Annotated in this window: 25 protein-coding genes; 8 read left to right on the top strand and 17 right to left on the bottom strand. The window is 41.3% G+C overall.

Features of this window, described 5'->3' with window-relative positions; all coding sequences use genetic code 11:
• Positions 1–9: 9 nt before the first annotated feature.
• From CWB72_RS02670 to folB, 3 genes are read right to left on the bottom strand one after another with little or no spacing between them, the layout of a single operon-like run.
• Entirely contained in the window at positions 10–816 is an 807-nt protein-coding gene (locus tag CWB72_RS02670) for an undecaprenyl-diphosphate phosphatase (RefSeq protein WP_138629065.1), read from the bottom strand.
• A 3-nt stretch (positions 817–819) separates the two neighbouring features.
• The gene (gene folK / locus CWB72_RS02665; RefSeq protein ID WP_138629063.1) at positions 820–1,299 is read right to left on the bottom strand and encodes a 2-amino-4-hydroxy-6-hydroxymethyldihydropteridine diphosphokinase; all 480 of its coding nucleotides are present in this window, start codon (positions 1,297–1,299) and stop codon (positions 820–822) included.
• Between the two features lies 1 nt (position 1,300).
• Entirely contained in the window at positions 1,301–1,657 is a 357-nt protein-coding gene (gene folB, locus CWB72_RS02660) for a dihydroneopterin aldolase (protein ID WP_138629061.1), read from the bottom strand.
• 112 nt (positions 1,658–1,769) lie between these two features.
• Between folB and plsY the strand changes: the two genes are divergently transcribed.
• Positions 1,770–2,357 carry a glycerol-3-phosphate 1-O-acyltransferase PlsY gene (gene plsY / locus CWB72_RS02655; RefSeq protein ID WP_138629059.1) on the top strand — a complete coding sequence of 196 codons (588 nt, stop codon included), beginning with the start codon at positions 1,770–1,772 and terminating at the stop codon, positions 2,355–2,357.
• Positions 2,358–2,367: 10 nt separating this feature from the next.
• On the opposite strand, the gene tsaD is transcribed toward plsY, so the two are convergent.
• Genes tsaD through CWB72_RS02640 form a run of 3 tightly spaced genes read right to left on the bottom strand, consistent with a single transcriptional unit; the run spans position 2,368 to position 4,318 of the window.
• The gene (tsaD, locus tag CWB72_RS02650) at positions 2,368–3,381 is read right to left on the bottom strand and encodes a tRNA (adenosine(37)-N6)-threonylcarbamoyltransferase complex transferase subunit TsaD (protein WP_138629144.1); all 1,014 of its coding nucleotides are present in this window, start codon (positions 3,379–3,381) and stop codon (positions 2,368–2,370) included.
• Positions 3,382–3,411: 30 nt separating this feature from the next.
• Positions 3,412–4,002: a YjaG family protein gene (locus CWB72_RS02645; RefSeq protein WP_138629057.1), complete on the bottom strand. Its 591-nt coding sequence runs from the start codon at positions 4,000–4,002 to the stop codon at positions 3,412–3,414.
• Positions 3,995–4,318, bottom strand: a complete 324-nt coding sequence (locus CWB72_RS02640; RefSeq protein ID WP_130255882.1) for a putative signal transducing protein — start codon at positions 4,316–4,318, stop codon at positions 3,995–3,997. The genes CWB72_RS02645 and CWB72_RS02640 overlap by 8 nt, the downstream gene beginning before the upstream one ends.
• Before the next feature lie 35 nt (positions 4,319–4,353).
• Here CWB72_RS02640 and CWB72_RS02635 point away from each other — a divergent pair, with 35 nt between their 5' ends.
• The 3 genes from CWB72_RS02635 to CWB72_RS02625 all read left to right on the top strand — a co-directional run bounded on the left by CWB72_RS02635 (position 4,354) and on the right by CWB72_RS02625 (position 7,343).
• Positions 4,354–4,749: a DUF2721 domain-containing protein gene (locus tag CWB72_RS02635; RefSeq protein WP_138567167.1), complete on the top strand. Its 396-nt coding sequence runs from the start codon at positions 4,354–4,356 to the stop codon at positions 4,747–4,749.
• Between the two features lie 61 nt (positions 4,750–4,810).
• Positions 4,811–6,340, top strand: coding sequence for a DUF3369 domain-containing protein (locus CWB72_RS02630; RefSeq protein WP_138629055.1), 1,530 nt, complete (start codon positions 4,811–4,813; stop codon positions 6,338–6,340).
• Between the two features lie 109 nt (positions 6,341–6,449).
• The gene (locus CWB72_RS02625) at positions 6,450–7,343 is read left to right on the top strand and encodes a LysR family transcriptional regulator (RefSeq protein WP_138629053.1); all 894 of its coding nucleotides are present in this window, start codon (positions 6,450–6,452) and stop codon (positions 7,341–7,343) included.
• A gap of 67 nt (positions 7,344–7,410) precedes the next feature.
• Here the strand turns inward: CWB72_RS02625 and ubiA are convergent, their stop codons facing one another.
• On the bottom strand, positions 7,411–8,286 hold the full coding sequence (gene ubiA / locus CWB72_RS02620) for a 4-hydroxybenzoate octaprenyltransferase (RefSeq protein WP_130255886.1): 876 nt from the start codon (positions 8,284–8,286) through the stop codon (positions 7,411–7,413).
• On the bottom strand, positions 8,276–8,800 hold the full coding sequence (locus tag CWB72_RS02615) for a chorismate--pyruvate lyase family protein (RefSeq protein ID WP_171037206.1): 525 nt from the start codon (positions 8,798–8,800) through the stop codon (positions 8,276–8,278). Before CWB72_RS02615 ends, ubiA begins: the two co-directional genes overlap by 11 nt.
• A gap of 241 nt (positions 8,801–9,041) precedes the next feature.
• Here CWB72_RS02615 and CWB72_RS02610 point away from each other — a divergent pair, with 241 nt between their 5' ends.
• On the top strand, positions 9,042–9,437 hold the full coding sequence (locus CWB72_RS02610; protein WP_130255888.1) for a flagellar basal body-associated protein FliL: 396 nt from the start codon (positions 9,042–9,044) through the stop codon (positions 9,435–9,437).
• Here the strand turns inward: CWB72_RS02610 and glpG are convergent.
• The 6 genes from glpG to CWB72_RS02580 all read right to left on the bottom strand — a co-directional run bounded on the left by glpG (position 9,434) and on the right by CWB72_RS02580 (position 14,755).
• On the bottom strand, positions 9,434–10,255 hold the full coding sequence (glpG, locus tag CWB72_RS02605) for a rhomboid family intramembrane serine protease GlpG (protein WP_138567172.1): 822 nt from the start codon (positions 10,253–10,255) through the stop codon (positions 9,434–9,436). The two genes, CWB72_RS02610 and glpG, sit on opposite strands and share 4 nt — an antisense overlap.
• A complete protein-coding gene (gene glpE, locus CWB72_RS02600) occupies positions 10,252–10,569 on the bottom strand; it encodes a thiosulfate sulfurtransferase GlpE (RefSeq protein WP_130255890.1) in 318 nt (105 codons plus the stop codon). The genes glpG and glpE overlap by 4 nt, the downstream gene beginning before the upstream one ends.
• A gap of 62 nt (positions 10,570–10,631) precedes the next feature.
• Positions 10,632–11,657 carry an L-threonine 3-dehydrogenase gene (gene tdh, locus CWB72_RS02595; protein WP_138567173.1) on the bottom strand — a complete coding sequence of 342 codons (1,026 nt, stop codon included), beginning with the start codon at positions 11,655–11,657 and terminating at the stop codon, positions 10,632–10,634.
• A 90-nt stretch (positions 11,658–11,747) separates the two neighbouring features.
• On the bottom strand, positions 11,748–12,944 hold the full coding sequence (locus tag CWB72_RS02590) for a glycine C-acetyltransferase (RefSeq protein WP_058028993.1): 1,197 nt from the start codon (positions 12,942–12,944) through the stop codon (positions 11,748–11,750).
• A gap of 163 nt (positions 12,945–13,107) precedes the next feature.
• A complete protein-coding gene (gene gmhB / locus CWB72_RS02585) occupies positions 13,108–13,662 on the bottom strand; it encodes a D-glycero-beta-D-manno-heptose 1,7-bisphosphate 7-phosphatase (protein ID WP_138629051.1) in 555 nt (184 codons plus the stop codon).
• Positions 13,663–13,702: 40 nt separating this feature from the next.
• The gene (locus CWB72_RS02580; RefSeq protein WP_138629049.1) at positions 13,703–14,755 is read right to left on the bottom strand and encodes a glycosyltransferase family 9 protein; all 1,053 of its coding nucleotides are present in this window, start codon (positions 14,753–14,755) and stop codon (positions 13,703–13,705) included.
• A gap of 145 nt (positions 14,756–14,900) precedes the next feature.
• Here CWB72_RS02580 and CWB72_RS02575 point away from each other — a divergent pair, with 145 nt between their 5' ends.
• Positions 14,901–15,623 (top strand): 3-deoxy-D-manno-octulosonic acid kinase, encoded by a 723-nt coding sequence (locus CWB72_RS02575; RefSeq protein ID WP_138629047.1) that lies wholly within the window; start codon positions 14,901–14,903, stop codon positions 15,621–15,623.
• Positions 15,624–15,693: 70 nt separating this feature from the next.
• Here CWB72_RS02575 and hldE read toward each other — a convergent pair whose 3' ends face one another.
• Genes hldE through CWB72_RS02560 form a run of 3 tightly spaced genes read right to left on the bottom strand, consistent with a single transcriptional unit; the run spans position 15,694 to position 19,243 of the window.
• Positions 15,694–17,136 carry a bifunctional D-glycero-beta-D-manno-heptose-7-phosphate kinase/D-glycero-beta-D-manno-heptose 1-phosphate adenylyltransferase HldE gene (gene hldE / locus CWB72_RS02570; protein WP_138629045.1) on the bottom strand — a complete coding sequence of 481 codons (1,443 nt, stop codon included), beginning with the start codon at positions 17,134–17,136 and terminating at the stop codon, positions 15,694–15,696.
• Positions 17,136–17,738: a D-sedoheptulose-7-phosphate isomerase gene (locus CWB72_RS02565; RefSeq protein WP_252371477.1), complete on the bottom strand. Its 603-nt coding sequence runs from the start codon at positions 17,736–17,738 to the stop codon at positions 17,136–17,138. Before CWB72_RS02565 ends, hldE begins: the two co-directional genes overlap by 1 nt.
• Positions 17,739–17,791: 53 nt before the next feature.
• Positions 17,792–19,243, bottom strand: coding sequence for a capsule assembly Wzi family protein (locus CWB72_RS02560; protein WP_138629043.1), 1,452 nt, complete (start codon positions 19,241–19,243; stop codon positions 17,792–17,794).
• 153 nt (positions 19,244–19,396) lie between these two features.
• On the opposite strand from CWB72_RS02560, the gene waaA reads away from it, so the two are divergent.
• Both waaA and CWB72_RS02550 read left to right on the top strand, forming a co-directional pair.
• Positions 19,397–20,653, top strand: a complete 1,257-nt coding sequence (waaA, locus tag CWB72_RS02555) for a lipid IV(A) 3-deoxy-D-manno-octulosonic acid transferase (RefSeq protein ID WP_138629041.1) — start codon at positions 19,397–19,399, stop codon at positions 20,651–20,653.
• A gap of 18 nt (positions 20,654–20,671) precedes the next feature.
• Positions 20,672–21,223, top strand: a complete 552-nt coding sequence (locus CWB72_RS02550; RefSeq protein WP_436409840.1) for a DUF1415 domain-containing protein — start codon at positions 20,672–20,674, stop codon at positions 21,221–21,223.
• Positions 21,224–21,316 lie beyond the last annotated feature (93 nt).

The raw sequence follows: 21,316 nt of genomic DNA, 5'->3' as shown, positions 1-21,316 counted from the left end.
AAATAACATTTACCACATTAAAAAAGCAAATAGGCCAAGACCTAATAGTAAACGGTAAACTACAAACGGGAACATACCCATTTTCTCAATCACTTTTAAGAAAAAGTAAATACACGCATAAGCCGCAATGAAAGATAACACCGCGCCAAAAATAATCGCGTTCCAATCAATCAGTTCATCGCCTGTAGACAACTTATAAATGTAGTATGAACCCGCTGCAGCGATAACTGGAATAGACATCAAGAAAGAGAAGCGCGCTGCACTTTGCTTATTCAAGCCAAGCAATAGACCCGTTGTCATGGTAATACCTGAACGTGATGTGCCTGGAAATAACATAGCAACCACTTGCGACAAACCAATCAAAAGTGCCATTACCCAGTTAATTTGATAAATGGTTTTGATTTGCTTCGCTTTAGCATCGGCATACCAGAGCAGTAAACCAAATACGATGGTCGTTGTGGCAATGATCCATGCATTTCGAGAATATACTTCTACGAAATCTTTTAATAAGTAACCGATAACCAATGACGGTAAGGTGGCCAAAATGATCCACCAGCCAAGCTGGCTGTCTTCAGTTCTTTTACCTTGTGCACCAAATGAGTTAAACCACGCGCTTAAAATATCTACGACTTCTTTTCTAAAGTAGATAATTACTGCTAACAAGGTGCCAACGTGAACAGCGACATCAAAGGCCGTACCTTGATCTTGCCAGCCCAATACCTGTGACGGCAGAATTAAATGTGCTGAACTCGAAATAGGTAAAAACTCTGTCAGACCTTGTACTAGGGCCAACACAATAATTTCTATAATGCTCATGGGTTAAAACTCCACTTTCCATAGCTTTTGATTTAAGTTGTCATAATTTTGCCAAAGTTCACCTATGGTTTGCTTGGCTACTGGGTGATAAAAATGCGGTGCTAATTCAGCCAATGGCTTTAATACAAACGCATTCTTAGTTATTTCATCACGAGGCAATTGTGCAGGTGTGTCGCAAATTACATCATCATAAAACAGTAGGTCGAGATCGAGCGTGCGTGGGCTAAATTTTTTATCTGATGGTGTTCGGCCATTGTCTCTTTCGATCTGCTTGAGTAAAGCACACACCTGCTCAAGCGGCATATCTGTTTGTGCAGCAAAGACAGAATTAAAAAAGTTATTACCATTAAAACCAACGGCTTCACTTTCAAAGACACTAGAATGCTGATAGTCAGGAAATTGTGAAATCAAGGCATTTAAGCCCGCAAGTAGATGTTTTTCTCTGTCTACGTTAGAGCCTAAGCTAATAAAAATCTGCGCCATATTAGATGTCTTTAACTCGAGTTATCTCAACACCAACGGTTTGCGCTGCAGTCACTGCTGCGGGCTTGCTCACCTTAATCGTCACTTGTGTGACGTTGTATTTCTCTAAAATCAATGCTGCGAGTTGCTCAACTAAGGTTTCAAGTAATTCAACTGGTTTGGCTGTGGTATGCGTAATTATATCTTCGCTAACTTTTGCATAATCGACTGCTAAGTTAATATCATCACTCTGCGCTGCAGCTAGAATATCAGTCAGCATTTCCACATCAAAGTACAAACTTTGTTTACTTTCTTTCTCAAAATCGTACACGCCAATAATAGTTTCAACATGTAGCTGAGAAATATAGACCTTATCCATTCACGCCCCACTTTGGTATTTTGTCTGTGACAAATAGATTAGTAACTTATATAGTTACATTCGAATCGGGAAATGATAGCCGAAATACGCTGAAGACAAAATAAGGAAACCTGTGTTAATTACGTTAATCTGCATATGTGCCTATTTAATTGGCTCTGTATCGTCTGCAGTGCTCGTGTGTCAGTTATTCAAGTTACCCGACCCTCGCTTTTCTGGCTCAAATAATCCAGGCGCAACCAATGTGCTTCGTTTAGGCGGAAAACTTCCTGCTGCTTTAGTACTCACCTTCGACATCTTGAAAGGTACCATTCCTGTTTGGGGCGCTTACTTTTTAGGTGTAGAGCCAAACTGGTTGGGCGCGATAGCTGTCGCTGCTTGCCTTGGTCACATCTACCCGGTGTTCTTTCATTTTAATGGAGGAAAAGCTGTTGCGACGGCGTTTGGAGCACTTTTACCAATCGGATTAAGCTTAGGTGGACTGTTGATTGCAACATGGGCCACTGTGGTTTGGTTTACTCGATATTCATCGCTTGGCGCTATTGTGACTGTGGCTTTGGCTCCGTTTTATACTTGGCTGATCAAACCGATTTATACTGTGCCAGTAAGTTTTCTAACTGTGCTGATTATCTTTCGTCATCGCGCCAATATAAAAAGGCTCCTTCAAGGGAAAGAGCCAAAAATAGGTAAGAAGAAAGCTTAGCTTTAAAGTCTTACAGCGGTGGTAAGCTTTCAATCGGCCAACGCGGCTGCGTTTTCATGTCTAACGTTGCGTATTGCTTAGCTTTTAATCTCTGCATACCTGCAAACGCAATCATAGCGCCATTATCAGTGCAAAACTCAGTACGAGGATAAAACACCTGCCCTTTCATGCCTTGCATCATGCGTTCAAGCTTTTGACGTAGCTCTGTGTTTGCACTCACACCACCGGCAATGACTAAACGTATAATACCCGTTTCTTTCAGGGCACGTTTGCACTTAATTGCTAGCGTATCAATAACTGCTGTTTGGAATGCATGAGCAATATCAGCTTTAGTCTGTTCATCATCACCTTCGCTACGAATGGTTTTGGCTGCTGCGGTTTTTAAACCACTAAAACTAAAATCTAAGCCTGGCTTATCTGTCATAGGTCGCGGGAAAGTAAAACGTCCAGACGTCCCCTTCTCTGCCATTTTTGCCAGTAGCGGGCCGCCAGGATAATCTAAACCTAATAATTTAGCAGTTTTATCAAATGCTTCACCTGCGGCATCGTCAACTGATTCGCCTAGCACTTCATATTCACCGATACCTGCGACTTTCACCATCATGGTGTGGCCACCTGAGACAAGTAGTGCGACAAAAGGGAACTCTGGTTGTTCGTCTTCAAGCATAGGTGCTAATAAATGCCCTTCCATATGGTGCACTGCAACTGCAGGCTTACTCCAAGCAAATGCCAATGAGCGACCAATTGAAGTGCCTACTAATAGCGCCCCTACTAAACCAGGCCCAGCAGTATAAGCAACACCGTCTATGTCTTCGGGACCGCAGCCGGCTTCTTTAAAAGCTTCATCAATCAGTGGAATGGTTTTGCGAACATGGTCTCGTGAAGCCAGTTCTGGTACAACACCGCCATAATCAGCATGTACCTTTACTTGACTGTAAAGTTTATGGGCTAGTAACCCTTGCTCATCATCGTAAATTGCAATTCCCGTTTCGTCACAAGATGATTCAATGCCTAAAATGCGCATCAATAATTCTCCAATCTCTTAATCTTTACGTTAAATTGCAATGCCGATATTAGTTTGACCATCAGCGATAGCTTGTTGCTTAAGCGCTTTCACACTGTCGCTGCTGATACGACCCATACTCTCAACGAATTCAATCATCTTGCTTAACACGTCAATTTCATATTGCATGTAAGGATGTTCACGAACCAGTTTGTTTTCAGGTTCTAGTCCTTCGCTTTCGATCAATAGCTCAACATAACGCGCAACGGTTGCTTGTGAAATTTTCGCAACACTCACAAATTCATGCTCATCTTTGGCCATTAAACCATGAATTAAGCCAAGTAAAGCAGTTGCTGCATCAATGGCGGGGTAAGTCCCGAACATCGGATAATCGTTTAACTCTGGTACATTCGGTTCAATTTTCTCAATTTGCTTTTCTAAGCTGATCTTACTTTTTGGCAATAAGATTTTTTCCCAACACACATTTAACGCACTGCGTAACGTACTGGCATCACCAAATTCTGTGGCTTCACTGAACAATTCGTAGTTAGGCAACATACGCTCTAAAACCGCAGCAGCCAGCACCGCCTTTTGTAAATAATTTAACTCTCTAATTCGCTGAAAGTTATTCGCTTTACTCATAATCTTTTCCACATTGCCAGCATGCTTGAAAAGCTGGCCCGTTAAATTCGTCACACTCAGGACATTGCCATTCAGTGCTTTTTTCTTGTTGTTGGTAGTTTACCAATAATTCCTGCGCTTGGCGCAATTTTATCTTATAAACCCACACAGAAACCTTTGCTTGATCTAGCGGAATTTCTCCAAGTGCACCTTGTAACGCCTCCCCTTTGAGCAAAACATCTATATTTGCTTGCTCCAGTAACCCTTTTATCAAATGCGCTTCAATCACATTATCTGAGTTAAAAACTTCACACCATTGCCAAAGATTATCTGTCATAATAAATATTAAAAAGACCTTAAGTTAAAACGGCTATGACACTAACAACACCCGCACTGCTATTTCCTGCCATATCATTGTTACTATTAGCATATACCAATCGCTTTTTAGTGCTTGCACAATTGATAAGAGAATTAAACGCCAGAGAAGGAAGCACTAATCGCCCAGTTGTGTTAGCACAAATTGACAATCTGAAAAAGCGCATCAAATTAATTCGCGCCATGCAGGTTTGGGGCGTGTTTTCATTTTTACTCTGCACTGTATCTATGTTTAGCCTATTCATCGCCCAACAATTACCTGGCATCATTTTATTTGGGGTAAGCTTATGCTGCTTAACTGCTTCATTAATTATTTCACTTTATGAAATTCACATCTCATGTGATGCCATTGAAATAGAATTGCAAAATATCGAAAAAAAGCCCGTTGCTTAATTGAGCAAGCTTGCCCTTTCCTGTCTATACTCATTTTGAATAAGTATAGACAGGGTGAAGTGTGGATAATTTCCTATTTTCTGATGAAAATTTAAATCAAGAGCACCAAGCGCAGAGTAATATTGACGACTGCTGGGATGTACTCGTGGTTGATGATGAAGAAGATATCCATCAAGTTACGAAACTCGTACTATCTGGTTTCGAGTTTGAAGGTAAAACTTTGCGATTTCATCATGCCTACTCGGCCAAAGAGGCCATAGAGGTGTTAAATCAGGAAAAAAATATTTCTGTCGGTTTAATTGATGTCGTGATGGAAAGTAATCATGCTGGTCTAGACCTGATAAAACATATTCGCCAAGATATAGGAAATCATGACATACGCCTAATACTCCGGACAGGACAACCTGGCGAAGCCCCTGAAGAAGCCGTGATACGAGATTACGATATCAATGATTATAAGAATAAAACTGAGTTAACCGCGGTCAAGCTCAAAACCTTACTCTATTCAGCGCTTCGCTCCCACCGAGATATCCAAACTATTGCCAAACATAAAGCTGGCCTTGAACGAATAATTGATGCATCAGGTTCATTCTTAAGATGTAACAGCGTTCGTGAGTTCGCTTCCACAATACTTGCTCATGTTTCTGACGTAATGGGGCTATCTTCAAGTGACATATATTGTGCTGCTGCTGTGAATAATCAAGGAGCACAAGCCGAACAGTTTAGGTTGTTAGCCACATCTGGAGAAGGCGTAGAACCGACCACGGAGGCAATCCCTGCTAATGTAAAACAGCTTTTCATGGAAACGCACAATAACAAGCATTCTTTGCAAACTGAATTCGAATACATTGGCTATTTTCCTTCGCAAAGTGGAGGAGAAACCATGCTATATGTGAGTAAAGATTCCGCGTTACAGCAAACTGATTGCCAACTGTTAGCATTCTTTGCCAATAATATTGCACTAGCTTATGACAACATTAAATTACGAGAAACAGTCAAAGAGTCACAAAAAGAGCTTTCGTATATTTTAGGAGAAGCCGTTGAAAAACGCTCCAAAGAAACGGGCTCTCATGTCAAACGCGTTGCTAATTACAGTCAACTATTAGCCAAGCTGTATGGGTTGAATGACTACCAATCAGAAATTATAAAACTTGCTTCTCCTTTACATGACATTGGCAAAATTAGTATTCCGGACATAATTTTAAATAAACCTGGAAAGTTGACCCCTGAAGAGTGGGAAATTATGCAGACTCATGCACAAGTCGGGTACGAGATCCTCCATAATTCAAGTAATGAAATTCTCAAATGCGGTGCAATAATCGCTTATCATCATCATGAAAAATGGGATGGCCGTGGCTACCCACAAGGCTTAAGTGGCCAAGATATTGATATTGTTGGTCGAATTACTGCGTTAGCTGATGTTTTTGACGCTTTAGGCAGTGATCGCTGTTATAAACCAGCTTGGCCTTTAGAAAAAGTTATTTCACTGATACAATCGGAAAAAGGTAAGCATTTCGATCCCAAACTTGTTGATTTATTTATAAATAACTTAGATGAGTTTATAATTATCCGAGATAGTTATCCCGATTAGTTATTTGTAAGTTTAATGTAAAAAAGTATTTCACCCTTATTGCTATTTGTATTACTATTGGGTAAATACGTAGTTCTATACGAGCCGTTGAAATTAAAAGGAATTTCAAATGAGATTTGAACAACTTGAGCAATTTGTTGCTCTAGGCAATTTACGACATTTTCGCCAAGCCGCTGAACAAACTAATATTAGTACTTCAGCCCTCACCCGAAGCATTCAAACCCTTGAAGATGAAATTGGTTGTGAGTTAGTAAAGCGCTCCACACGCTCTGTTCGTTTAACTGAACAAGGCGAGTTATTTTTAGCTTACTGCAAAACAACCTTAAACGAACTTGAAAGTGCTAAGAAGAATATTAAACAAAGTCTTTTTGGCAGTGACCATACCAAAGTTGTCATTGGTTACACACAGCAAATGAGCAGTGTTGTCCCCGTAGTTTGCGGTCAATTTTTAGCACATCACCCGAGTGTAAAAATTGAAATGCAAATGCTAGATGAGTCCGATTTAACTAATAAGTTGCAACTAGGTGAGATTGATATCAGTGTTTGCATGCACTCTGCAGAATTGGCCAGCTCTGATGTATATATTCCTGATCAACTCATCATGTTTGTTGCAAAAAATCACCCACTGCTTAATAACGATACTGTGACAAAACAAGCGTTAGTAAAATACCCTATGTTTGGTTGTCTATCCCAATCTAGACATATCCAGCATATGTTAAATGAAACGGCTGATAGCTTTAACAAAGCAACATCAATGAAAGTCGGCAACATTAATGAGGTGCTGAGCAATATCAAAAATAGTGAACTCTTTGCTATCGCTGGTATTGAGCACTCCAAATTAGTTGCTCAAGAGTCTGATATTGTATTGATTAAAACCAATAAAGACATCCCAACTGAGCAGGTTTTAGTTCGAACAAACCACACACTAAGCGAAGATGCTAATATCAAAGAATTAGTAAGCTTAATTGAGCAATTTGAACAAAGGCGCGCACTATCAGTGTAATTTGTAAATAGATAAAAAACCTGCTTTTAGCAGGTTTTTTATTACTTTTTTAGATGATTCTGGTTGCTTAATTACTCCATAAAGCAACGGCTAACCCGAAAAATACCACCATTCCTACATAATGATTATTTAAGAATGCTTTAAAACAGTTTTCTCGAACTCTTTCATGAATAAGCGTTTGTTGAAAAATTAAAAAACCACTTGCTGCAATTAACCCAAAATATGCAAAAGCAGATAATGATTGGCTTGCAAAAATACCCGCCATAATCCCAACAAAAGTAATATTTAGCGCTGCAATTATGACCCTGTCATTATCGGCAAATAACACGGCCGTAGATTTAACCCCTAATTTTAGGTCATCATCTCTGTCTACCATGGCATACATAGTATCGTAGGCTACAGTCCAAATTAAATTAGCCGCAAACAACCACCAAGCAATCATAGGTACTTGCTGTTGAGAAGCCATGAAAGCCATAGGAATAGACCAGCTAAAAGCCGCGCCTAGTACCACTTGTGGCAAATGTGTGTAACGCTTCATAAACGGGTAGCATGATGCAAGTGCTAATGCCCCAAAAGATAAAACAATTGTTTGCCAATTCAGCGAGAGCACAAGCACAAAAGCAATTAATATAAGGCCTAGAAATAAACTTAGTGCTTCACCAGCAGACACCTTACCTAATGCCAGAGGGCGAGTAGCAGTTCGCTTTACTGCCCCATCAATCTTGCGGTCAGCAAAGTCATTAATAACGCAACCTGCGCTGCGCATCACAAAGACACCTAACGAAAAGACCACAAATAGATGCCAACTAGGCAAGCCACCATTCGCCAGCCAAAGCGCCCAATAAGTCGGCCAGAGTAATAGCAAAGTTCCAATCGGCTTATCGGTTCTCATCAACTGCTTATAAGCTTCACGATGTTGCCACTTTAAGGCGTCAAGTTGCATCTAAAACCTCAGGTAAAAAGACTTCGCACACCATCACATGTGCATCTGATTGAGAGAAAATACGTCTTCTCGCAAATATAGGCATCCTCTTAATGTCAGAACGATTAAGTAATTGAGCCAACTCTTCTCGTGACTCCACTTCAGCTACTTCTAACTCTGAGCGCTGCCATAACGCATTTTGAAATAAAACCTCCCCCAAAGGAGTTTCACCTAGTTGCTCAACCCCTTTTTCACAAGCTGGAAGAGAGATCCAGCTTTGCGCATACACCTGTATCACATCATCACACAGCAATAATACTTCTCTACAAATGTAATCACCATATTCATTGCCTAGTAGCTTGGCTTTGATGGGCTGCTCATTCAAAAGTAACACTTTAAAGTCTTCACTTTTACTTTTTAAACGCGCTGTCAGTGACCCTGTATCACCTAATATCGGTTTTAAAGCCGCAGGAACTGCTAACTCACAAAGCGAGCTTCGCCATGAGTAATCAATAGAAATAGGGGGTTTCAACAAAATAAAATCTTACTTAAATTACAACCAGCACATCATAACATTGCTCACAACAGCCACAAAGTTTAGGTTTTCCTTTTTTATGCTTTTTAGCCATGCTATTACATTTTTAATGATGGAATTATCGAAAACTCTCTGAGTAATTTCTATACTTGTTAAAAGCGGACCACACAGTATAAATTTACATAAAATACATATACAATTGACTTTAAAGAAAGTTTTAATAACAGGAACTTCGCTCACTATGAAGATGCTCTTAAGCCTTTTTGCTATATTCCTACTTACCTTTAGCAGCAGCTCTGTTCGTGCAGAAGCAAATGTTGGCTACTTTGGTTTTGAACCTGACATCACCACCAACTATATTAGGCAATCTAGTAAGAAGTTGGGATACATTCGTGTTACCGTTGATTTAATGTTAAATGATATGAAGAATATTGCCATTGTAGAGCACCACACACCGCTGCTTCGTGACGCTATTGTGCAGATTTTAAGCAAGGAACCAGAAGAGACTATTAAATCACTAACTGGCCGTGAAGAAATTCGTCAGCGTTGTGCGGAAAAATTAAAAAAGCTTCTTAAAGATGAAACCGGAGATGAAATTATCCGCGAAGTATTGTTTACTAAATACCTTTACCACTAGCTATGATTTTTGTTTGGCAGTTGTAATACAGCAATTGCCATTCCACTTAATAAACCAAATAGGTGCGCCCAGTTCGCCATACTAATAAATAACACGTTAGCAAAGCCTAATACCATCCATACCAACATAAAACCGACGATTGGCTTAGTGATTAACTGCTTTTCTTCGGGCAGTTTTGTACTGTAGATCCATGCAAAACCCAGCAAGGCATACACCACCCCACTTAATCCACCAAAACGGTTATCAACCAATAAATACTGAGCCCAATTACTCACTAATGCAGAGATAAAAAATAGTAAGAATAAGTTCAAACTACCCACTTGCTTCACAATTTTATTGCCTAAATACAGCCACCAGCTCAGATTAAAAATAAGATGTAATGCGCCATAGTGAATGATAGAAGGTGTCAACCATGAAAATGGTTCTCTTGGATTAAATAGTAACTTATCAAGCCATGATTGCGGATTTTGTGCAAAGAAAAAGCTTGCAAAAACCGAGATGCAAACAATAAACGTAAGCTTTAAAAACCAATGCAACCGGACAAATCGCTTCGCAAGATTTAAATCTTTACCCATGTAGTTAAACTTTACTTGGGTATCACCTGTTTGCCATGACGCCGCTAAATAGCGTTCATGATAGGGGTCAGTTAGAAACTCTTGCCACAGCAGCGTTGCACGCTCAGCATCTTGTTCTGATACCCACACTTGTGCAGTGCGGTTGTCTAAATAGGTCAACTTAACCTTGATCCCCTGACTCTTAAAATAGTCAGCTGCGCCTTGCAAGGCTCTAGGCTCTGAGTGTTGACCTAATAAAATCATTGGCTCACAGACTCTGGTTGCTCAAGCGCCCACTGCGTAAAACCACCGTCCATGCTATACACGTCTTCGAAGCCTTGTTCTATAAGATAATTTGCAGCACCTTGTGAACTCACACCATGGTAGCAAACCACCACGATTGGCTGCTCATAGTCTTTCTCAACCATAAACTGGCCGATGTTTGCATTTGATAAATGAATGGCGCCAGGCATGTGGCCAGCAGAAAATGCATTTGGATCACGAATATCGGCAATAACGACATCATCGCGTTGCATAAGCGCTTTAGTTTGTGCAACTGAAATATGTTTAAACGGCATAAATTACTTCTCAAAAATACAAAAAGGCGACATTTGCCGCCTTTAACACAAATGGAACTTTATTAGTCCCAGTTTAAGATCACTTTACCTGATTGACCAGAGATCATGGTATCGAACCCCGTTTGGAAATCATCAATATGGAACTGGTGTGTAATGATAGGGTCAAGATTTAAACCAGATTGGATAAGGCTTGCCATTTTGTACCAAGTTTCAAACATCTCACGACCATAGATACCTTTGATCACTAAACCTTTGAAAATAACTTGGTTCCAATCAACCGCCATATCCGATGGTGGAATACCTAACATGGCAATCTTACCACCGTGATTCATGTTGTTTAACATAGAGTTAAACGCCACTGGTACACCTGACATTTCAAGACCAATGTCAAAGCCTTCAGTCATACCAAGCTCAGCCATCACATCTTCAAGCTTTTCTTCTGCCACATTAACAGCACGTGTTGCACCCATCTTACGCGCAAGCTCTAGACGGTATTCGTTCACATCAGTGATGACTACATGGCGAGCACCTACGTGCTTCGCCACAGCCGCAGCCATAATACCAATTGGACCAGCACCTGTGATCAATACATCTTCACCAACTAGGTCGAATGACAGTGCTGTGTGTACTGCATTACCAAATGGGTCAAAGATTGAAGCTAATTCGTCAGAAATATTATCTGGGATCTTAAATGCGTTATAAGCTGGAATAACTAGATATTCAGCAAATGAGCCTTCACGGTTTACACCCACACCAATAGTATTTCGACATAAATGTACGCGACCAGCACGACAGTTACGGCAATGACCACAAGTAATATGGCCTTCACCAGATACGCGGTCTCCAAGCTCAAAACCACGCACTTCTTGACCCATGCCAACCACTTCACCGACATATTCATGACCCACAACCATAGGGGTAGGAATGGTGTTTTGCGCCCACTCATCCCACTTATAAATGTGTACGTCTGTGCCACAAATCGCAGTTTTACGTATCTTGATTAATAAGTCATTGTGCCCAACCTCTGGTTTTGGTGCATCTGTCATCCAAATCCCAGGTTCAGCTTTTAATTTCGATAATGCTTTCATTGTTACGTCCCAAGCAAAAAACAATTCGCCAGATCATACTTATGATTTGGCGAATTTCAGTATTAATAAGCGTATTGCTATTTAATAAATTTAGATGATACCTAGCTCTTTACCAATACGTGTAAAGGCATCAATTGCTTTGTCTAGCTGCGCTTTCGTATGCGCCGCTGAAATTTGCGTACGAATACGTGCTTGGCCTTTTGGTACAACAGGGAATGAGAAACCTGTTACATAGATACCTTCAGCTAATAACTTGTCAGCCATTGCTGCAGCCACTTTCGCATCACCAAGCATTACAGGGATAATTGCGTGATCTTTACCTGCACAGGTAAAACCTGCCGCTTCCATGTTTTCACGGAAGTAAGCTGCATTTTCCCAAAGTTGATCACGTAGTGCTTTACCGTCTTTAAGCATATCAAGTACAGCAATTGATGCTGTTACGATTGAAGGCGCTAAAGAGTTTGAGAATAAATAAGGACGAGAACGCTGACGTAGCCAATCAATCACTTCTTTCTTACCAGACGTGTAACCACCTGACGCACCACCAAGTGCTTTACCTAAAGTACCTGTGATGATATCAACGCGGTCAATCACGTTGCAGTATTCGTGTGTACCACGACCGTTTTCACCCACAAAGCCAACAGCGTGAGAGTCATCAACCATCACAAGTGCGTCGTACTTATCCGCTAAATCACATACAGCTTCTAAGTTACAGATAACGCCGTCCATTGAGAACACGCCATCAGTTGCGATTAGTTTTGTTTTCGCGCCCGCTTCAGTTGCGGCAATGAGTTGTTCTTCAAGTGCTGCCATGTCGTTGTTTGCGTAACGGAAACGCTTCGCTTTACATAAACGCACACCATCAATGATTGACGCGTGGTTTAAGGCGTCAGAGATGATCGCATCTTCTGGACCTAAAATAGTTTCGAATAAACCCGCATTTGCGTCAAAACAAGAAGAGTAAAGAATAGTATCTTCAGTTTGTAAGAACTCACTGACTTTTGCTTCTAGTGTTTTATGGATGTCTTGTGTACCACAAATAAATCGTACTGACGCTACACCAAAGCCATGGGCATCTAAGCCTGACTTAGCGGCTTCAATTAAGCTTGGGTGATTCGCTAAACCTAGGTAGTTGTTTGCACAGAAGTTAATTACTGAGTCACCACTTGCTACTGCAATTTCAGCCTGCTGAGAAGACGTGATAATACGCTCGCTTTTGTATAAGCCTTCTGCTTTTACCTGCTCAAGCTGCTCTTGTAGTTGACTATAAAATGCCGATGCTCTCATGTAGAGTCTCCAATAAATTGCACAGTGTGCCTGTTTTCACACAGTTTTTGTTGTCTGTTCATTGCGCCTAACTATCGCAATAATTTTAAACAGGCGTATTGTAAGGGCTACGCACTATAAATGCACGGAGCCATTGTTCAAAAATTGAGGCGAATGTAAACGTTTATGAGACAAATGCAACCGTTTCTTTAATAGAAACACAAACTTGATCTGCTTCTGCTGCATCTTGTTCTGAAAAAGCTTGTCCTGAATTGACTAAAATAGCCGTTTTCACGCCGGCTGCGCGCGCAGCCTGAATATCTGATACTTTATCGCCGATCATGACGCTTTGTGACACATCAATATCAAATGCATCAATGCCTTGCTGCAACATACCCGGGTTTGGCTTACGACAGTCGCAGTCTTGCAAATATTCAGGTAGCGCTTTTTTAGGATGGTGCGGACAAAAATACACCTCAGTTATTGGGCATTGCTGCTGTGCAAATTGTACTTTCATCCACTCGGTCAGCTGATTAAATTGTGCTTCATCATAATAACCGCGGCCAATGCCCGATTGATTGGTCACCACAATTAAAATATAACCCTTAGCGATAAAATCACGACAAGCGTCGAATACCCCATCGATAAATTCAAAGTCTTCAATTTTATGCACATAAGCGTGATCGTGATTGATCACCCCATCTCTATCGAGGAAAACGGCTTTCTGTTTCGTTGTCATGATAATTACTAATTCGTTTAGTTTTAAGAATAAAAGACTGTTAAATAAGGTTTTGCTCTTTGCAAACTCGGTCGAACATAGCTTGTACGTCTGCCACGCTAATTTGCGACATCAAGGTTTTGCCTTTAACTCGCGTACCCCAAGGTAATTGTTCGGCACTTTTCTTAAACTGTGCTTGAAGGTTTTTATGATATACCTCAACCACATAGTCTTGATAAAGATAAGGGCCTGTGCGTGCAGGATTTGAATGAGCATATAAACCAATCACAGGCGTGCCCATGGTAACCGCCATGTGCGCAGGACCAGTATCAGGAGCAATGACCAATTTAGCTTGCTCTAATACACATACAAGTTGTTTCAACGTGGTTTTGCCAACCAAGTTCAATACTTCAAAATCTAAGTAAGAGATAATGTCTGTTGCCAGTTGGCGCTCCATATCTGTCGGACCACCGGTGATCACCACATTAAAACCTTTCTGCTTTGCATATTTGGCAGTTTCGGCATAGCGCTCTGGCAACCAATTACGCTCATTTTTACTCGCTGCAGGAGAGATAACTAAAACATTTTCAAGCCCAGATAGTAACTCAGCGGCTACTTGCTTATCGTCATCACTTACTGGCATTTGCCAAGTTGGCTCGTAATGTGGCACACCAATGGCTTTAGTAAACCCTCGAAAACCCTCGAGTACGTGCGCTGATTTTTCAGCTGCAATGCGTTTATTGGTAAATAAGAAGTGCCCTTCTTTGGCACGGTGCCAATCAAAACCTACTTTTACTTTGGCAGGAATACAACGAGCCGCAAGGTTGGCTCGAAGCGCTACTTGCATGTGCAGTAGCACATCGAATTGACGCCCTTTAAAGGTCTCTTTTAACTGTTTAAATGCCGCTTTACCTTGTTTTTTATCGAAAATAACAAAATCAACTCCTGGCATACCTTGTAATAACATGGCTTCAATTTTGCCCACCACCCAAGTGATTTTCGCCTCAGGGTAATGACGCTGAATAGCCTGTACGGCCGACACGGCATGACATACATCACCAATCGCCGACAAACGTAAAATACAAATATCTTTAGGAGTTGAAGATAAAACCACAACAGTCTCTTATGCTTGTAAAAATAGTTGCCAGCAGTTTAACTTAATTTATTATCTAGCCCAACTTGTTAAAGCAAACGCCTACACATCTCGAATCCCGATCCCTTTTAAGTATATACTTAGCAAAAAACTGATTTAGAATTCTATGCGCGTCATTCATCCCTCTGCCAAAACACATATTCTATTGCCCGATAACTCAGCCTTACCCGTTGAAGAAAACTGGTTCGAACCTAGCTATTGGCAACAGCAAAACAAAGTCGTGGGTGAAAAAAAAGGCCGCGCTAAAACTTACTTTTTAAACTTAGGTGAGCAAATCGGTGTGTTGCGCCACTATTGGCGTGGGGGCTTAGTGGGTAAGATTTTATCAGATCAATATCTATTTAGCCGATTAGAAAACACCCGTACCTTTCAAGAGTTTCAACTTCTGACACAACTAGAAGAGTTAGGCTTGCCGGTATCCAAACCGATTGCTGCAAAAGTTCAGCGCAGCGGGCTTATCTACCGTGGCGATCTGATCACCGAAGCCGTTACTAGTGCTCAAAGTATACTCGACAAACTAAAACAAGCCACTCTCACTGAGAGTGAGTGGCAAGCAACCGCAGAAACCCTAGCACGCTTTCACAATGCGGGCGTGTTTCACGCTGACTTAAATATCAATAACATCTTGTTTGACGAGCATAGCAAGGTTTTTCTAATCGACTTTGATAGAGGCGAACTCCGCAAGCCTTCTCAACAAACGGTTGAAAATAATATGGCGCGTTTAAAACGCTCTTTTATAAAAGAATTAAATCGAAATACGGAGTTTTATTGGCAAGAAAGCAAGTGGGATAATTTTTATGAGCTATATCGTTCATTTCTTACAATCTAGCTAAAACTCCTAAATAAAAAACGAAAAACCCAAACACAAGTTTGGGTTTTTAATAAAAACTGTAGTTAAATTAATTACTTTGAATTTTCTTAATAACATTCGAAGTTGAGCAGCCATTTACAAACTCTAGCACTTCAACAGTGCCGCTATTTGCTAGGACAAAATCAGCACCGGCGATTTCCTCAACTTTGTAATCACCGCCTTTGACTAATACGTCAGGTTTTACTTGCTCGATAAGCTTAGCTGGCGTGTCGTTTTCTTCTACCGCACCGAATGGGATCACCCAATCAACTGACGCAAGAGCACCAATCACTGTCGCACGTTCATCTAATGGATTAATTGGGCGTTCAGGGCCTTTCAAACGACTGATTGAAGCATCGTTATTTAAACCGACAACCAGCTTGTCACCTCGCGCTTTAGCCTGCGCCAAATAACGTACATGGCCAGCATGTAAAATATCAAAACAGCCATTAGTGAAGACAATTTTCTCGCCACGCTGTCGAGCAAGCTCTATATGGTGCAAGATTTCTTGCGTCGGTGCTTGATATTGCTCACCGGTTTCACGGAGATATTGCGTCAATTTTGCTGATAGCTCTTCAGGTGATACTGTTGCAGCACCCAACTTTGCAACTACTAATCCCGCAGCAACATTTGCAATTTCCACCGCTTGTTTGGCTGGCATACCAGTACCAAGCATTACAGCTAGTGTAGCAATTACCGTATCGCCTGCACCAGTTACATCAGAGACTTCCAACACTTGCGCTGCAAAATCATGTTTCTCACTTGGTGTGATCAAAGACATGCCCTGCTCAGAACGAGTCAGTAGCATGGCACCAATGCCGCAATTATCAATAATTTTACGTGCACAATCAGCAAGTACTTGCTCATCGCCTTTAATTCCACCCGCTGCAGAGTACTCATTAAGATTCGGAGTAATAAAATCTGCACCACGATAATCGGCAAGTTGTTTAGATTTAGGGTCGACCAAAACAGTTTTACCAGCCGCTTTTGCCACTTGGATCATCTCGCTGATTCTAGCCAATGACCCCTTATTGTAGTCTGAGAAAAGTACCACATCATAATCATCAACAATCTTAGTGAGCTTGTGCAACAATAGCTCTGAATGTGCCTCAAGGAAGGTTTCTTCTAGATCAAGACGCACAACTTGCTGATGACGACTGATCACACGCATTTTAGCAATGGTCGGTGCATCATCTTGGGTAATAAGCTGAGAGTTAATTTTCTCGCTTTTTAACAGTTCTTGTAGTGAGCTCCCGTTATCATCATTACCAATAATACCTAATAGGCTAACTTGACCATCTAAGTACGCGATGTTTTTGGCAACGTTGGCTGCACCACCGGCCTTATCTTCAAGCTTGCTGACTTTAACAACGGGTACAGGTGCTTCTGGTGAAATACGGCCAGTGTCGCCATGCCAGTATCTATCGAGCATCACATCACCAACGACCAGAATTTTAGCTTGTGATAACTTTTGAAAATAACTTAAATCCATTATTCGCCTTTCTCAATCGCTAGATCAATGGCTTCACATAGCCAGTGACCGATAAACATATGTGCTTCTTGAATACGCGCTGTTTCACCATTGGCAATTATAATTGGTAGGTTAGCAATATCTTTTACTAAGCCACCTTCACGACCTGTTAGCGCTACCGTGTATGCGCCAATCTCATTTGCCGCTTGAAGTGCTAAATTAATGTTTGGACTTGTACCCGAAGTCGTTAAACCAATCACCACGTCTTCAGGCTTACACAATGCTTGGATCTGGCGTTCAAAAACCGTATCGAAGTGATAGTCGTTTGAGTGTGCCGTCAAAATAGAGGTATCTGTGGTTAAGGCAATTGACGCTAAAGGGCCACGCTCTAATTTATAACGCACAACAAATTCAGCCGCTAAATGCTGTGCATCCGCCGCGCTACCGCCATTACCACACCAAATTACTTTACCACCTGACTTAAGCGCTTTTTGACAAGCAGTTAAAAGTTGCATCGCTTCACTTTGGTATTTATCTACTGTTGCAAACAGCGCTCTGTGGCGCTCAAGGCTTGCTAAAAAACTGTTTTCAAGCATGTTGTCTTTTTTAATATCTTGCGACATGTGCGTTCCTACTTTTCCCGCTGTTGTCAAAAATCTATTGTCCTACTACTGGTCTACCAGTATACATTGACTGCTAACCAAGTATAGTTTTCACCAAATACGTCTTTACCTAAAGTGAGTGTGGTTTCTAGGCGCTTATCGCCATAGGCTCGGTCATAACCAAGTTTAAGCTCTTTTGCTGTATGATATTGACCACTTTTAAGTCCATTATCATTTACGTACCCACTACGGTTCTGAACTTTCATAAATTGAGCAGTCCATAGTGCATTCTTCGTATCCAGGTAAGAAATCAGTAATGTATCTATTTTACTAGGTACAATGTCAGAGAATGTTCTTCTATCTGCAGCAAAATTCCCTATTACAAAGCCATCGATTGTATTGCCTTGTTTTGGATAAATCCAATTTATATACCACTCGCCATGCATATTGGTATGTTCGTATCGAAAGGTCATACGATCTGTTAAATGTGGTAGAAAGACACCAAAACTGTTTGCAACATTTCCGAATTGGTAGTTTTTATGATCTCTTGTATCCTCGCCACCAGTTTCAAGGTACCACTCAACGGGAAGGATCCAATTTGTTCTAATCGAACTTGTAATTGTCGCCCACTGATCACCCAATTCATTATCCGGCCCGCCAACTAAACCCGAGTTATCATTTCCCGCAGGATCAAAATACGCTTTAAACACATCTTTCATTGATACTTTTCTAGGGCCGCCACCGAACTGCATCATGCGGTTTACGCCAATTTTCCAGCCATTAATTGGCTCAATCGATAAATGCGTACCGGCAAGTTTTGGCGTACCGCTGTGCAAAGTATCTTGATACAAAATGCCCTTTTCAACATGCTCTAATTTTGAATAGAAAAGCTCAAAATCGAAGTTCCACCAATTTTTTAACGGCGCGTTTAAACCCAGAGAAACAGATAAAGGCGCTTGAGCGTTGTTAGAGTAAACTTGCGCAAACGTTTTAAACGGCGAGAACCAATGCTCTTTGTAACCTAAATTCAGCTGTAAATTATCACCACCTAACGCATAGAAGCTGTTATAGGCGACTAGCTTGCCTTGCTCAACACGATACTCGGCGCCTAGTTGCATTAAACTGTGTTCACCACCGCGCCAAATACCATCGAAAGACACTTCCGCATACTCACTTGAGCTGTTGCTACGGTCGTTGGCCAGTTTTACTTCAGCGCCAGAATCGGCTCTAAGTTTAACGCCCATGCGCGTGACTGCATCTCGGCTCATATAAGGCTGAATACCAGATAAAATCTGTGCGTGCAGGCCTGGATTTGATTGTTTTATTTGCCTAAGGGCAATTTGCACATCATAAATGCGATACGGCTTCGCCATTGGCGTGCCTGTTGAGATGGCAAACATTCTATCAATTTGATGTTCTAATACTGGGTGCTTACCTAAAGGTAAATACGCAGTCGGTGCAGCCATCGCTTGACCTGCGATACCCAAAGCCGCAGCAAATAAGGTTGAAAATAGCTTTAACTTCATAATTCAATTCTTCTCTAATGAACTTGCCATAGTAACAAATTCAATAAACAGGAGCACGACCCTAAACTGTTTAAATTTGTTAATTCGTTTTCATAAGCGATTGAGCGGGTTAAAATGCCAGTTGTTTACTTACTTCAATAATAACGGTTGGTTATGGCGCGCTTTTTATATTCGTTGTTTTTATACGCACTCAGCCCCCTCATTGTGTTTTACCTTTATGTAATTCGTGGCAAAAAAAATGCGGGCTACCGTGAATTTTTTATCGAGCGATTTGCGCTTGGTTTAAAAAAATTGCCTCAGAAAGCGATAGTGTTTCATTGTGCTTCTGTCGGCGAAGTACTGGCTGCTACACCACTCATTAAAGCGTTCAAAGCTGAAAACCCAAAGCAAGCGATTATCGTTACCTGCAATACTCCTACAGGCCGTTCACAAATTAAAAATAGCCTGCCCAATACACCGCTTTGCTATTTGCCTATCGATTTTTGGAGTGCCAGTAAACGCTTTATTAAGACATTAACGCCCGTGCAGCTTGTAGTACTCGAAACTGAGCTTTGGCCAAATTTATTTGCCGCGGCCCATGCGAAAAATATCTCTGTCAATGTTGTTAATGCTCGCCTGTCAGAAAAGTCTCTACAGGGCTACCAAAAAGTGCTGCCGCTTGCCAATGACATCATGAGCCACATAACTACTTTAGCGAGTCACAACGAAGAAGATGCTAAACGCTTCTTACAGCTAGGGCTTAATAAAGAAAAAGTCACAGTAACTGGCTCAATTAAATTCGACATTAACGTCGATGAAGAGGCCAAAGCGACTGTCTCTGAATTCAAAGAATGCTTCAATCGCAGCAAAATTTGGGTTGCCGGTTCGACCCACCCTGGTGAACATGAACAAGTTCTGGCGGCCCACCAGCAAGTGCTTGAAACCCATCCTGATGCGCTACTGATTATTGCACCTCGACACCCTGAGCAATTTGCCAAAGTTGCAGAGCTTCTCAAAGACTCGAACTTGTCGTTTTCTAAGCGCTCAGGAGAGTTTAACCCGAACAGCCAAGCTCTATTGGCTGATACTTTAGGCGAACTTAAATACTTGTTTGGCAGTGCTAACATTGCCTACATTGGCGGCAGTTTAATTAAACGCGGCGGTCACAACCCATTAGAGGCTGCAGCATTTTCAGTAGGCACTTTGACTGGTCCCCATGTCTATAATTTTGCCCATATTTACCCTGATTTAGGGGCGCACCAAGGCTGTATTACCGTACATTCTAGTAACGAATTGGCGGAGCAAATAAATAGACTTTTCAACAACCCAAGTGATTGTGCAGAACTCGGAACGAACGCCCTTGCCTGCTTGCAAAAAAATCAGGGGGCGATAGCCAAAACCGTTAACTTAATCAGCACACATCTTTCTTAATTTATCGAGCAATATTTTATGACAATTGAACACACCTTAATTACCCAAGCCATGCAAAATTGGGTTAAAAGCGTCATTGTAAAATTCAACTTTTGTCCGTTTGCTCGCAAAGAAGTCGAAGCAAATACCATCGCCTATATTGTCTCAGAAGACGAAAAACACGAAGACGCGGTGATGACCATGCTTGAACAACTGGCACATTTAGACGCGCATCCAGAAGTAGAAACTACCCTGCTTATTTTTGCTGAAGGGTTTAAAGATTTTGATAGTTACTTAGACTTAGTCGACCTTGCTAACGCACTTTTAGCTGCACAAGGCTATGAAGGTAAATATCAAATCGCTCACTTCCACCCAGACTATGAGTTTGCCGACAGCGAACCGGGCGATGCTGCCAATTACACCAATCGTGCGCCTTACCCAACACTGCACCTTATTCGTGAGGAAAGCATGGCCGAAGCACTGGCAAATTACGACGACCCAGAAAGCATTCCTGAAAACAATATCCGTTTCGCTCGACGCAAAGGCGAAGCATTCTGGCAGCAACTTTTGGCTAACTGCTATAAGTCTTAAACTGCATATATTAGCTTCAGAATATTACTATTGATTGGCTTTTAACAAAGGCATCAATTTGAAGATTTAATAATTTTAAATCGAAAATTGATA

Origin of the sequence: Pseudoalteromonas phenolica, assembly GCF_005886345.1 — a bacterium.
Taxonomy (GTDB): domain Bacteria; phylum Pseudomonadota; class Gammaproteobacteria; order Enterobacterales; family Alteromonadaceae; genus Pseudoalteromonas; species Pseudoalteromonas phenolica_A.
Note: the sequence above shows the minus strand (reverse complement) of the source record. Positions and strands in the feature narration are given on the sequence as shown.

Bases quoted from the DNA above. Each gene is read 5' to 3' on its own strand.
- CWB72_RS02670 (WP_138629065.1), bottom strand. From the start codon at position 816: ATGAGCATTATAGAAATTATTGTGTTGGCCCTAGTACAAGGTCTGACA.
- folK (WP_138629063.1), bottom strand. From the start codon at position 1,299: ATGGCGCAGATTTTTATTAGCTTAGGCTCTAACGTAGACAGAGAAAAA.
- folB (WP_138629061.1), bottom strand. From the start codon at position 1,657: ATGGATAAGGTCTATATTTCTCAGCTACATGTTGAAACTATTATTGGC.
- tsaD (WP_138629144.1), bottom strand. From the start codon at position 3,381: ATGCGCATTTTAGGCATTGAATCATCTTGTGACGAAACGGGAATTGCA.
- CWB72_RS02645 (WP_138629057.1), bottom strand. From the start codon at position 4,002: ATGAGTAAAGCGAATAACTTTCAGCGAATTAGAGAGTTAAATTATTTA.
- CWB72_RS02640 (WP_130255882.1), bottom strand. From the start codon at position 4,318: ATGACAGATAATCTTTGGCAATGGTGTGAAGTTTTTAACTCAGATAAT.
- CWB72_RS02635 (WP_138567167.1), top strand. From the start codon at position 4,354: ATGACACTAACAACACCCGCACTGCTATTTCCTGCCATATCATTGTTA.
- CWB72_RS02625 (WP_138629053.1), top strand. From the start codon at position 6,450: ATGAGATTTGAACAACTTGAGCAATTTGTTGCTCTAGGCAATTTACGA.
- ubiA (WP_130255886.1), bottom strand. From the start codon at position 8,286: ATGCAACTTGACGCCTTAAAGTGGCAACATCGTGAAGCTTATAAGCAG.
- CWB72_RS02610 (WP_130255888.1), top strand. From the start codon at position 9,042: ATGAAGATGCTCTTAAGCCTTTTTGCTATATTCCTACTTACCTTTAGC.
- glpG (WP_138567172.1), bottom strand. From the start codon at position 10,255: ATGATTTTATTAGGTCAACACTCAGAGCCTAGAGCCTTGCAAGGCGCA.
- glpE (WP_130255890.1), bottom strand. From the start codon at position 10,569: ATGCCGTTTAAACATATTTCAGTTGCACAAACTAAAGCGCTTATGCAA.
- tdh (WP_138567173.1), bottom strand. From the start codon at position 11,657: ATGAAAGCATTATCGAAATTAAAAGCTGAACCTGGGATTTGGATGACA.
- CWB72_RS02590 (WP_058028993.1), bottom strand. From the start codon at position 12,944: ATGAGAGCATCGGCATTTTATAGTCAACTACAAGAGCAGCTTGAGCAG.
- gmhB (WP_138629051.1), bottom strand. From the start codon at position 13,662: ATGACAACGAAACAGAAAGCCGTTTTCCTCGATAGAGATGGGGTGATC.
- CWB72_RS02575 (WP_138629047.1), top strand. From the start codon at position 14,901: ATGCGCGTCATTCATCCCTCTGCCAAAACACATATTCTATTGCCCGAT.
- hldE (WP_138629045.1), bottom strand. From the start codon at position 17,136: ATGGATTTAAGTTATTTTCAAAAGTTATCACAAGCTAAAATTCTGGTC.
- CWB72_RS02565 (WP_252371477.1), bottom strand. From the start codon at position 17,738: ATGTCGCAAGATATTAAAAAAGACAACATGCTTGAAAACAGTTTTTTA.
- CWB72_RS02560 (WP_138629043.1), bottom strand. From the start codon at position 19,243: ATGAAGTTAAAGCTATTTTCAACCTTATTTGCTGCGGCTTTGGGTATC.
- waaA (WP_138629041.1), top strand. From the start codon at position 19,397: ATGGCGCGCTTTTTATATTCGTTGTTTTTATACGCACTCAGCCCCCTC.
- CWB72_RS02550 (WP_436409840.1), top strand. From the start codon at position 20,672: ATGACAATTGAACACACCTTAATTACCCAAGCCATGCAAAATTGGGTT.